Source organism: Kitasatospora sp. MY 5-36 (assembly GCF_001182915.1).
In the GTDB taxonomy this organism is placed as follows: domain Bacteria; phylum Actinomycetota; class Actinomycetes; order Streptomycetales; family Streptomycetaceae; genus Kitasatospora.
On the sequence record NZ_LFVW01000152.1, the window covers coordinates 1 to 11,086 of the forward strand.

General features: G+C 73.6%; 11 protein-coding genes. 3 read left to right on the forward strand and 8 right to left on the reverse strand.

All coding sequences use genetic code 11. The annotated features are described in order from the left end of the window. Both AE652_RS11470 and AE652_RS49200 read right to left on the reverse strand, forming a co-directional pair. On the reverse strand, nucleotides 1–904 hold a 904-nt coding region (locus tag AE652_RS11470), incomplete at its 3' end, for a DMT family transporter (protein WP_049651179.1). Between the two features lie 176 nt (nucleotides 905–1,080). Then, nucleotides 1,081–1,746 carry a CatB-related O-acetyltransferase gene (locus tag AE652_RS49200; RefSeq protein ID WP_049651173.1) on the reverse strand — a complete coding sequence of 222 codons (666 nt, stop codon included), beginning with the start codon at nucleotides 1,744–1,746 and terminating at the stop codon, nucleotides 1,081–1,083. A 94-nt stretch (nucleotides 1,747–1,840) separates the two neighbouring features. Here AE652_RS49200 and AE652_RS11480 point away from each other — a divergent pair, with 94 nt between their 5' ends. The 3 genes from AE652_RS11480 to AE652_RS11490 all read left to right on the forward strand — a co-directional run bounded on the left by AE652_RS11480 (nucleotide 1,841) and on the right by AE652_RS11490 (nucleotide 3,748). After that, nucleotides 1,841–2,491 carry a TetR/AcrR family transcriptional regulator gene (locus AE652_RS11480; protein ID WP_049651174.1) on the forward strand — a complete coding sequence of 217 codons (651 nt, stop codon included), beginning with the start codon at nucleotides 1,841–1,843 and terminating at the stop codon, nucleotides 2,489–2,491. Nucleotides 2,492–2,575: 84 nt separating this feature from the next. Beyond that, complete coding sequence (locus tag AE652_RS11485) at nucleotides 2,576–3,283, forward strand: peptidylprolyl isomerase (RefSeq protein WP_063780137.1); 708 nt, start codon at nucleotides 2,576–2,578, stop codon at nucleotides 3,281–3,283. Between the two features lie 108 nt (nucleotides 3,284–3,391). Next, complete coding sequence (locus AE652_RS11490) at nucleotides 3,392–3,748, forward strand: MazG-like family protein (RefSeq protein ID WP_049651176.1); 357 nt, start codon at nucleotides 3,392–3,394, stop codon at nucleotides 3,746–3,748. A gap of 167 nt (nucleotides 3,749–3,915) precedes the next feature. Here the strand turns inward: AE652_RS11490 and AE652_RS11495 are convergent, their stop codons facing one another. The 6 genes from AE652_RS11495 to AE652_RS11520 all read right to left on the reverse strand — a co-directional run bounded on the left by AE652_RS11495 (nucleotide 3,916) and on the right by AE652_RS11520 (nucleotide 11,048). Next, nucleotides 3,916–5,205 carry a geranylgeranyl reductase family protein gene (locus AE652_RS11495; RefSeq protein WP_049651180.1) on the reverse strand — a complete coding sequence of 430 codons (1,290 nt, stop codon included), beginning with the start codon at nucleotides 5,203–5,205 and terminating at the stop codon, nucleotides 3,916–3,918. A gap of 217 nt (nucleotides 5,206–5,422) precedes the next feature. Then, complete coding sequence (locus AE652_RS11500) at nucleotides 5,423–6,118, reverse strand: demethylmenaquinone methyltransferase (protein ID WP_049651181.1); 696 nt, start codon at nucleotides 6,116–6,118, stop codon at nucleotides 5,423–5,425. A 134-nt stretch (nucleotides 6,119–6,252) separates the two neighbouring features. After that, nucleotides 6,253–6,840: a hypothetical protein gene (locus tag AE652_RS11505; protein ID WP_049651177.1), complete on the reverse strand. Its 588-nt coding sequence runs from the start codon at nucleotides 6,838–6,840 to the stop codon at nucleotides 6,253–6,255. A gap of 254 nt (nucleotides 6,841–7,094) precedes the next feature. Next, nucleotides 7,095–7,823, reverse strand: coding sequence for a hypothetical protein (locus tag AE652_RS43070; RefSeq protein ID WP_053112041.1), 729 nt, complete (start codon nucleotides 7,821–7,823; stop codon nucleotides 7,095–7,097). Nucleotides 7,824–7,962: 139 nt separating this feature from the next. After that, on the reverse strand, nucleotides 7,963–9,183 hold the full coding sequence (gene mqnC / locus AE652_RS11515; protein ID WP_049651178.1) for a cyclic dehypoxanthinyl futalosine synthase: 1,221 nt from the start codon (nucleotides 9,181–9,183) through the stop codon (nucleotides 7,963–7,965). Nucleotides 9,184–9,320: 137 nt separating this feature from the next. Next, a complete protein-coding gene (locus AE652_RS11520; RefSeq protein ID WP_053112042.1) occupies nucleotides 9,321–11,048 on the reverse strand; it encodes a protein kinase in 1,728 nt (575 codons plus the stop codon). Nucleotides 11,049–11,086: the final 38 nt, after the last annotated feature.

The following is an 11,086-nucleotide window of genomic DNA, read 5'->3' on the forward strand; positions in this document are numbered from 1 at the left end:
CGGGGGCGGTGCGCCGGCCCCACTCGGTCGCGACCAGCACCAGGGCTCCGCCGAGCAGGGCGAGCGGGCCCATGCGGTTCCCGGCCACGGTGATGCCGAAGACGGCGGCCCAGAGCGGCTCGGTCCCGAGCAGCAGGCTCACCCGCGAGGGCGAGGTGGCCCGCACGGCCCACATCTGGACGAAGAAGGCGAACAGGGTGCAGAACAAGGACAGGTGCAGCAGCCAGCCCCACTGGCCGGCCCCGTACGAACGCGCGACCGTCCACGGCGCGGGTCCGACCAGGAACGCGACGGCGGCGAACACGCCGGTGGCCACTGCGAGTTGGACCCAGGTGACGGCGAGCACGTCGGTGTCGCGGACGGCCCGGGTGCGGGCCATCGCGAGGACGTACGCCGAGCGGACGAGGGCGGCGCCCAGCACGAGCAGGTCACCGAGTGCCGGAGGGCGCAGCCCGCCGTCCCCGGTGAGCAGGGCGACGCCGAGGACGGCCAGCCCGGCGGCGGCGAGGAAGGCCTTCGGCGGCGCGGTCCGGGCGAGGGCGCTCTCGCCGAGCGGCGTGAGCACCATCGCGAGGCTGATGATCAGCCCGGCATTGGTCGCGGAGGTGTGCACGGCTCCGTAGGTCTCCAGCAGGAAGATCCCGCTGAGCACCAGCCCCAGTGCGGCGCCGCCGAGCCACTCGGCGCGGCTCAGCCTCCGCAGGGCACGCCAGGCGACCAGCCCGAGCAGCGGCAGCACCAGGCCGAACCGCAGCACCAGCATCGCCACGACCGTCCCGGGCTCGGCCACCCGCTGGACGGCGAGGAAGCTCGATCCCCACACCACGGCCACGAGCAGGACCGGAAGATCGCGAAGGACCGACGAGGACGAACCCTCGGACGGGTCGGACAAGGAGGCTGGCATGCGAAAGATCCCTCCGAACGAACGGAACCGGCGGGCGCGAGTACCGTACGGCGTCGGACGGACCCAGGAGCCGGGCGGAAGGCCCGGCAGTGGACGGGGCGGTGCGCGGAGCAAGGGGGCGCCATCTTCGCGCACCGGGCCCCCGATGATCAATGCCCTCCACGGGCACGGTTGGGTCAGGCGGAGAGCAGACCGTTCGCCGCGGCGATCGCCTCGATGTCGGCCGGGGTGCCGGACATGATGGCGCGGACGTGCTCGGTGACCAGCTCCACCGGCCAGTCCCACCAGGCCGCACGGAGCAGACGCTCGATGTCGGCGTCGTCGAAGCGGCGGCGGATCGGGCGGGCCGGGTTGCCGCCGACGACGGTGTAGGGCTCGACGTCGGCGGTGACCATCGCCCCGGCCGCGATGATCGCACCGTCGCCGATCCGGACGCCGGGCAGGACGGTGGCCCCGTGGCCGAACCAGACGTCGTTGCCGACCACGGTGTCACCCCGGCTGGGCAGGCCCGTGACAATGTCGAGGGTCCGCTCGGTCCAACTGCCGCCGAACATCGTGAAGGGGAAGGTGGAGACGCCGACGGTCGGGTGGGCGGCGCCGGCCATCAGGAAGCGGGTGCCGGTGGCGATCGCGCAGTACCTGCCGATCACCAGCCGCTCGGGGCCATACGCGTAGAGGACGTTGCGCTCCTCGAAGCGGGTGGCACCGTCGGGGTCGTCGAAGTAGGTGTACTCGCCGACCTCGATCCTCGGGTCGGTGACGAGCGGGCGCAGCAGGACGACCCGGTCGTGGCCGGCAAGCGGGTGGAGGGCGGTGGGGTCGGGAACGGCAGTGGCGGACACGCGGGCTCCTCTCGTAATGCGACGCAAGTCGCATTACGATGAGCATGGCACGGCCGCCACCCCACAGCAAGCCTTAATGCGACTGGAGTCGACTTTGACTGGAGCAACCCACCCCGCACCGGAGCCCCGCACCCCCGCACCGCGCCCGGGCGGCCGCAGCACCCGGGTCCGGGCGGAGGTGGTCGCCGCCACGCTCGCCGAGGTCGCCGAGAAGGGGTACGACGGGCTCACCGTCGAGGCGGTCGCCGCCCGCTCCGGCGTCCACAAGGCGACCCTCTACCGGCGCTGGGGCGGAGTGGACGGCCTCGTCGCCGACGCCCTGACCGCCTCCGCCGACCAGCCCTGGCCCCTGCCCGACACCGGCGACCTCCGGCAGGACCTCCGCCGGATCACCCAGGAGGTGTTCAGCGTCTTCACCGATCCGGAGCTCGGCCCCACGCCCACCGCACTGATCTCCGCGGCCCAGCGCTCGGACACCGGCGCGGCCGCCCTGCGCGCCTTCTTCGCGGCCCGCCACCGCCAGGCCGCCGAGGTGGCCGAACGGGCCGTCGCCCGGGGCGAGTTGCCCGCCGGGACGGACGGCGCCGAGGTGGTCCGGGCCGCCACCGCGCCGCTCTACTACCGCCTCTTCGTCTCCGGCGAGCCACTGGACGCCCGCACCGCCGAGCGGGCCGCCGACGCCGCGGCCCTGGCCGCCCACGCCGGACTCTTCACGCCCACCACGACCACCCCGGAGCAGAACTGACAAACCATCACACTGTCGCCGCCCGGGGAGCCACGGCCGCCCCAACCCCTACCGCATCCCCATCCGGCCGTGGATGATGCACCCATGACAACACCGCCGTCCACCACCCCCCGGAAGGCCCGTCACGTGAAGCGCAAGCACTGGGCGCTGGTCGCCGCCGCCACCGTCCTCCCGCTCGTGGCGAGCACCGGCACCGCCATCGCGGACACCCCCGCGGCCGCGACCCCCGCTACCGGCTGCGCCTACACACCGGCCGTCCCGGCCGACAACTTCAAGGGCATCCCGGTGTTCGACGCCAAGAAGGCGGCGAAGCCCTACCGCGCGACACTGCGGACCAGCCAGGGCCAGATCAGCTTCGAGGCCCTGACCGACAAGGCGCCCTGCACCACCTTCTCGTTCCGGTTCCTCGCCGAGCACGACTACTTCGACCGCAGTCACTGCCACCGCCTCACCACCCAGCGGATCTACGTCCTCCAGTGCGGCGACCCGACCGGCACGGGCAGCGGCGGTCCCGGCTACTCGTTCCCGGACGAGAACCTGACCGGCGCCACCTACCCGGCCGGCACCGTGGCCATGGCCAACGCCGGCCCGAACACCAACGGCAGCCAGTTCTTCTTCGTCTGGAAGGACACCAAGCTCTCCCCCGCCTACACCCCCTTCGGCCGGATCACCGGCGGTCTGGACGTGCTCCAGAAGATCGCCGCCGGCGGCGAGGACGACCAGAACAACCCGGGCGACGGCTTCCCCAACCTCCCGGTGAACATCCGCAACGTGAAGATCAGCGCCCGCTGAGGCTGCTCGTCCCCGGCGGGCCGGACAGCCCCGGCCCGCTCCCGCCCGCCCCCGCTCCCGTACGGTGGCAACACCAACGACACCGCGTGGGAGCAGGAGCAACGCCGCATGGACAGCCGGATCTGGGAGAGCGTCGACGACCTGGTCGCACGGCTGGACGAGCAGAGCACGCAGTCGCCCCAGGAGGAGCGACTGCTGCGGATCCTCAAGCTCTCCGAGGAGGTCGGCGAGGTCGGTGCCGCGGTGATCGGCGCCACCGGCCAGAACCCGCGCAAGGGGGTCACCCACACCTGGGAGGACGTCCAGCACGAGCTCTGCGACGTCGTCTTCACCGCCCTCGTCGCCCTGAGGACCCTCACCCCCGACGCGGCCCGGATCTTCGACGAGCGTCTCGCCTACGTCGAGCAGCGCTCCGCCGCCTCCCGCCGGGCGCCGGAGGCACCCCGGACGGCCGAACAGCCGTAGGGCCGGCGGGGACGGACATCCCCACCGGCCCCAACACCCGGTCCGCGCCAGGCGTTCGGCGTCCGGCCCTTCGGCGTCAGCCGCCAGGCATCAGGCGCCAGGCATCAGGCGCCAGAGACCAGCCGTCAGGCACCAGCTGTCAGGCACCAGGCGCCAGACACCAGCCGTCAGGCGTTCGGCGCGACCCTGGCGAGGCCGTTGATCACGCGGTCCATCGCGTCGCCGCCCTGCGGGTCGGTGAGGTTGGCGAGCAGCTTGAGGGTGAAGCGCATCAGCATCGGGTGGGTGAGGCCGCGCTGGGTGGCGATCTGCATCACCTTGGGGTTGCCGATGAGCTTCACGAAGGCGCGGCCCAGCGTGTAGTAGCCGCCGTACACGTCCTTGAGGATGCGCGGGTAGGCCTGGAGGGCGCGCTCGCGGCCGCCATCGGTGACCCGGGCGAGGGCCTGCACGATGACCCCGGCGGCGATCTGCCCGGATTCCATCGCGTAGGCGATGCCCTCGCCGTTGAACGGGTTGACCATGCCGCCCGCGTCGCCGACCAGCAGCAGGCCGCGGGTGTAGTGCGGCTGCCGATTGAAGGCCATCGGCAGCGCGGCGCCGCGGATCGGCTCGGTCATGTTCTCGGGGGTGTAGCCCCACTCCTCCGGCATGTTGGCGCACCAGGCCTTGAGCACCTCGCGCCAGTCCAGCTCGCCGAACGCCGGCGAGGAGTTGAGGATGCCGAGGCCCACGTTGGAGGTGCCGTCGCCCATGCCGAAGACCCAGCCGTACCCGGGCAGCAGCTTGCGGTCGCCGTCGCGGGTGTCCCACAGCTCCAGCCAGGACTCCAGGTAGTCGTCGTCGTGGCGCGGCGAGGTGAAGTAGGTGCGGTAGGCGACACCCATCGGGCGGTCCTCGCGCCGGTGCAGGCCCATGGCGAGCGAGAGCCGGGTGGAGTTGCCGTCGGCGGCGACCACCAGCGGGGCCCGGAAGGTGACCGGCCGCTTCTCGTCGCCGAGCTTGGCGGTGACGCCGACGATCCGGCCGGTGCGCTCGTCCAGGACCGGCCCGCTGACGTTGCAGCGCTCGTAGAGCCGCGCGCCGGCCTTCTCGGCCTGACGGGCGAGCAGCTCGTCGAAGTCGGCGCGCTTGCGCACCAGGCCGTAGTCGGGGAAGGAGGACAGCTCAGGCCAGTCCAGCTCCAGGCGGACGCCGCCGCCGATGATGCGCAGGCCCCTGTTGTGCAGCCAACCGTTCTCGGTGGAGACGTCGATGCCCATGTCCACCAGCTGCTTGGTGGCGCGCGGGGTCAGGCCGTCGCCGCACACCTTCTCGCGCGGGAAGGCGGTCTTCTCCAGCAGCAGCACGTCCAGCCCGGCCTGGGCCAGGTAGTACGCGGTGGTGGCGCCGGCCGGGCCCGCGCCGACCACGATGACGTCGGCCGTGCTCTCGACGGGGCTGTCCGGCTTCGTCAGATCGGCTGCGGTCTCGGACACGTGGACACACTCCTGGAACTGCGGCGGGGGACGGCGGCTTTGTCTCCGGCAGTCTAGTTCCGCTCACGCCACCGGATGCGCCCCCGCCCCCGACCTCCGGCTCCGCCCGTCAGCCCCGCCCGTCAGCCCCGACCACCAACCCGAGCCGAGCAGCCGGGCGACCGGGCCGCGGGCCCGCCGAGCCCGCCAAGCCCGGCTACGCGATCTTGTACGCCCGGTGCAGCGCGACGATCCCGCCGGTCAGGTTCCGCCAGGCGACCTTCGACCAGCCGTTGTCCTGGAGCTTGGCGGCCAGCCCCGGCTGGTCCGGCCAGGCCCGGATGGACTCGGCGAGGTAGACGTACGCCTCCGGGTTGCTGCTGACGGCGGTCGCCACCGGCGGCAGCGCGCGCATCAGGTACTCGGTGTAGACCGTCCGGAACGGCGTCCAGGTCGGGGTGGAGAACTCGCAGATCACCAGCTTGCCGCCGGGCTTGGTGACCCGCTGCATCTCGCGCAGCGCCTCGTCGGTGTCCTGGACGTTGCGCAGCGCGAAGGAGATCGTCACCGAGTCGAAGGTGTCGTCCGCGAACGGCAGCCGGGTGGCGTCGCCGGCGGTGAGCGCCAGCTCGGGGTGGCGGCCCTTGCCCTCGGTGAGCATGCCGACCGAGAAGTCGCACGGGACGACCTTCGCACCGGCCTCGGCGAAGGGCAGCGAGGAGGTGCCGGTGCCGGCCCCGAGGTCGAGCACGAGGTCCCCCGGCCCGGCGGCCACCGCCTCGGCCACCGCCCGGCGCCAGGCGCGGGCCTGGCCGAGGGAGAGCACGTCGTTGGTGCGGTCGTACTTGGCCGCGACGTCGTCGAACATGGCGGCGACTTCGTGCGGCTGCTTGTCCAGAGAGGCTCGGGTCACGCCCCCCATTGTTCACCCTCGCACGGACACCCCGACCAACGGGGCCGCGCCCACAGACCTCACCGGCCTCACCCACGGACCTCACCGGCCGCCCCCACGGACCTCACCGGCCGGGCCGTACCCGCACGCCCCCGTCAGTGCTGGGCGCGCCGCCCGCCCGCGCGGCGCCGCCGCCGGGACCGCTTGCCGTGGGTTATCGCGGGCATCCCGTCCGCGAGCGCCCCCGCCGCCAGCGCGAGGTTGGCGGCCAGCGCCCCCTGCCCGCTGCGGACCGCGAGGGCCTTGTGGTGCCGACGGATGCGCAGCACGCAGATCACGAAGAACACGAGGGCCACCGGCACGCTGAACCGGGCCAGGCCCACGCCGACCGGCTGCGGGTAGGTGTCGCCGCAGATCCGTACCGCGCCCGGGTCGTCGGCGGCGTGCTCCAGGCAGACCGTGTCGCCGACCTTGGCGCTGTCCGAGAGCGGCAGCGCGGCCGCGGTGTGCGGTTCCCCGTCGGCCCGGTAGCTGACGGCGCTGTAGGTGCCGCCACCGGTCGGGAGCTGGGTGACGACCCCCTCGACTCTCACCGGGTGCGCCTCGATCCGGTCGGCCTGGTCGGCCTGGCGCCAACCCAGCAGGCACATGCCGACGGCCAGCACTGCGCTGAGCACGGCGGCGAGGTACCAACCACGGCCCATCCGCGGGGTGCGCGGCGGGGGAACGGTCGCGGTTCGCATGGTTCCTGTCCTGGCTTGCCGTCGGGGCCGGGGACACGGCCCCGCCACCCGCGGGCGCGGGCGGTGGTGTGGTGAGGGTACGGAGTGGGTGAGCTGTCCGGGATCGTATCCGCTGGCGGGCCCTCAGGTCACGATGAAGGGACAATCACTCTCCTGTACCGGCCCCGGAGTTCGGGTGCACACGAAGGAAGTCCCGTGCGCCACAAGGAAATCCGGCTACTGACGAGTACGTCACACCCGCCGTGACGCCCGTCTCAGCGTCGGCGGTACACCAACCGCCCGCCCAGCACCGTGGCCAGGCACCCGCCGGCCACCGGTTGCGCGCCCCCGCCCCCCGCGACCGCGGCCGTCGCGAACACCGCGAAGTCCGCCCGGCCCCCGACCGCCACCCGCCCGTACACGGCCTCGGCGAACGGCAGGACGGCCAGCGGGTCCAACGGCCGCGCGCCACCGTCCTGCGGCCCGCTGCCCTCCGGCCCGCCGTCCTGCGGCCCGCCGTCCACCCCGCCGGACGACACAGCGGACGCCACAGCGGACGACACGGCGGAACCGGGCAGCCCCACGACCCCCGACCGCGCCACCGCCGTCCGCACCGAGGCCCGCTCGAAGGGCCCGGCCACCGCCGTCACTCCGTACCCGAGCATCCGCTGCAGCCCCCGCCGGGCACTGGCCCCGCACCGCGCCTCGTCGGTGGACCCGGCCAGCCCGTCCGCCACCGGTTCGACGCCGACCTCCTCCCGCGGATCCGGGTGGTACGCGCGTTCCAACAGCCAGTGCCCGTACGGATTGCGCAGCCCGGGGGCGAGCACGGCCGCCCCCCAGTCCCGCACCCGCGCGCCCGGGTACCCGGCCGCCAGCTCCCCGTACGGCCCGACCGCCTCGACCAGCTCGCCACGCACCACCACCGCCCCGTCGGCGATGGACGGGGCGGTGGGATCGGCCGGGTCGGGCAGCACGAACGCCGCCCGGTGCAGAGTCAGCACAACAGCGCCTTCGACTTCGACAACAACGGCAAGTGCAACGGCAACGGCAACGGCAACGGCAACGGCAACAGCGCCGACGCCGGCACCGCCATCAGCGGCACCGGTACCGGCACGACAAGAAGGGAGGAGGAACGAGGACTCAGTTGTCCAGGATCTTCAGCTCGGGGTGCGCGGTGCCGCCCTCGATCGCCGTGGAGGCGATGTGCGAGGCGACCCGCGGGTCGACCGGGTCGTTGGCCGGGTCGTCCAGCACCCGCAGGTGCTCGTACGTGGTCGAGCGCTGCGCCGGGACGCGGTCGGCGGCCCGGATGAGGTGGATCAGCTCGGTGAGGTTGGAGCGGTGCTTGGCGCCCGCCGCCGAGACGACGTTCTCCTCCAGCATCACGGACCCGAGGTCGTCCGCACCGTAGTGCAGCGACAGCTGGCCGGCCTCCTTGCCGGTGGTGAGCCAGGAGCCCTGGATGTGGGCGACGTTGTCGAGGAACAGGCGGGCGATCGCGATCATCCGCAGGTACTCGAAGACGGTGGCCTGGGTCGAGCCCTTCAGGTGGTTGTTCTGCGGCTGGTAGGTGTACGGGATGAAGGCCCGGAAGCCGCCGGTGCGGTCCTGCACGTCGCGGATCATCCGCAGGTGCTCGATCCGCTCGGCGTTGGTCTCGCCGGTGCCCATCAGCATGGTGGAGGTGGACTCCACGCCGAGGCCGTGGGCGATCTCCATGATCTCCAGCCAGCGCTCGCCGGACTCCTTCAGCGGGGCGATCGCCTTGCGCGGCCGCTCCGGCAGCAGCTCGGCGCCGGCGCCGGCGAAGGAGTCCAGGCCCGCCTTGTGGATCCGGGTGATGGCCTCCTCGACGGAGACGCCCGAGATCCGCGCCATGTGCTCGACCTCGGAGGCGCCCAGCGAGTGGATCACCAGCTGCGGGAAGTCGGCCTTGATCGCCGAGAACGCGCGCTCGTAGTACTCCACGCCGTAGTCCGGGTGGTGGCCGCCCTGGAACATGATCTGGGTGCCGCCCAGCTCGACCGTCTCGGCGCAGCGGCGCAGGATCTCGTCGAGCTCGCGGGACCAGCCCTTGTCGCTCTTCGGCGGCACGTAGAAGGCGCAGAACTTGCACGCCGTCACGCAGACGTTGGTGTAGTTGATGTTGCGCTCGATGATGTACGTCGCGATGTGCTCGGTACCCGCGTAGCGGCGGCGGCGCACCGCGTCGGCGGCGGAGCCGAGCGCGTGCAGCGGCGCGGAGCGGTAGAGCTCCAGCGCCTCCTCCGGGGTGATCCGGCCGCCGGCGGCGGCCCGGTCGAGCACGGCCTTCAGGTCGGTGCTGGACGCATCGAGGGTGGTCGCTGCGAGCTCGGTCACCTGGCGGCCTTCTCTCTCTCAAGTGCTACTCGGGTACGGCCGAACCAGCCTACGCCAGCACATTCCGCCGCCCGCGTCAGCCCGCTGAACAGCGCGTGGAGCACCCCAGACCACCCCCGAGCAGCTCGGACCACGTCTCAGCCGTTCGCCCTGCGCATCGTGCCCGCCGGGTTCCCGGCCGGCGGGTCGGCGGAGGTGAACCGGACCGTCCCGTCGGACTGGAGGGTGAGCGTCTCCGCGTTGGAGCCGCCGGTGCAGGCGCCGGGGATCGAGGAGCGGACCAGCCGGGACTGGAACACCAGCGCGGTGGCGGAGGCCGACCTGAGCGTCCAGGCGCCCTCGCAACTGATCGAGATCAGCCCGGAGGCCGCGTTGCGGCTGGTGGTGCTCTCCTGACCGATCGCCGCCGGACGGACGGTGAGCGTGGTGGTCCCGGCGGGCAGCCCCTTGTCGGTGACCATGTCCCCGCTCCAGGTGCCCAGGAAGGCGGCGGGCACCACGCTCGGCCCGCCCGTCCCGGGTGGCACCGCGCCCGGGGCGGACGACGTCGCGCTCCCCGGAGCACCGGGGGCCGACGCCACCCCGGAGCCGAAGGCCCCGCTCGGCAGGACGGCCTGGCTCGGATCGACCGACACCTCCGGCAGCGGCCCCACCGTCGGCGACGGCCCCGAGGCCGCCGGTTCGGCCCGGTGCAGCCACTCGTACAGCCCGTACCCGCCGCCCCCGAGCACCGCGAGCGCCGCCGCGACCGCCACCCCGGTCCGGACGCGCCGCGGCCGCGCCCCCGCCGGCTCGTCCCAGACACCCGAGCACAGCGGCTGCCGATCCCCCTCGCCCTCCGGCCCACCCCCGGATGCGACGGTCGGAGTCCGCACCACCCCGAGAGCACCCGCCTCCGGAGCCGGCTCCCCCGAAGCCCCCGGAATCCCCTCCGGGTCCGGGCCTGGGTCCAAGTCGAGGTCCAGGTCCAGGTCCAGCAGCCCCACCGCACTGCGCCCCACCCCCGCCGCCAGCTCCGCCGGCAGCCAGCCGCCGTGCGACAGCCGGGTGGCGGCCGTGCCGTCCGGGTCCAGCCGGTCGTGGAGCTGCCGCGGGGTGGGGCGGGCGGCCGGGTCCTTGGCCAGGCAGGCGAGGACGGTCCCCCGCAGCGGCTCGGGCAGTCCGGCCACGTCCGGTTCCTCGTGCAGCACCCGGTAGAGCAGCACGGCCGCGCTGACCCCCTCTCCGAAGGGGTGCACGCCGGTCCCGGCGAAGGCGAGGACGGCGCCGAGCGAGAAGACGTCCCCGGCCGGCCCGACCGCCTGCCCGTTCGCCTGCTCGGGTGACATGAAGCCGGGCGAACCGACCACGTAACCGGAACGGGTGAGGCCCCCGGCGGCGTCCAGTGCCCGGGCGATCCCGAAGTCGATCAGCCGGGGCCCGTCCAGGGTGAGCAGCACGTTGGAGGGTTTGACGTCCCGGTGCACCAGGCCGAGCCCGTGGACGTGGGCCAGCGCCCCGGTGAGTCCGACGCCGAGCGAGCGCACGGCCGGCTCCGGCAGCGGCCCGTACGTCCGGACGGCCTCGCCGAGCGCGGGGCCCGCCACGTAGCCGGTGGCGACCCAGGGCTGCCCGCCCTCGGTGTCGGCGTCCAGGACCGGCGCGGTCCACGCGCCGCCGACCCGCCGGGCGGCGGCCACCTCCTGCCGGAACCGGGCGCGGAACTCGGCGTCGTCCGCGAGTTCCGACCGCACCACCTTGACGGCGACGGTGCGCCCGCCGGCCGTCCGGCCGAGGTAGACCCGGCCCATCCCGCCCGCGCCGAGCCGCCGCAGCAGCCGGTAGCCGCCCACCTGGCGCGGATCGTCCGACCCCAGTGCCCGCATCCCCGTACGCTCCCTCGCCCGCTCGGCCGCGCGCGCCG

Coding starts and splice junctions, on each gene's coding strand:
- AE652_RS11485 (WP_063780137.1), top strand. CDS start 2,576: ATGACAACACCGCCGTCCACCACCCCCCGGAAGGCCCGTCACGTGAAG.
- AE652_RS11490 (WP_049651176.1), top strand. CDS start 3,392: ATGGACAGCCGGATCTGGGAGAGCGTCGACGACCTGGTCGCACGGCTG.
- AE652_RS11505 (WP_049651177.1), bottom strand. CDS start 6,840: ATGCGAACCGCGACCGTTCCCCCGCCGCGCACCCCGCGGATGGGCCGT.
- AE652_RS11520 (WP_053112042.1), bottom strand. CDS start 11,048: ATGCGGGCACTGGGGTCGGACGATCCGCGCCAGGTGGGCGGCTACCGG.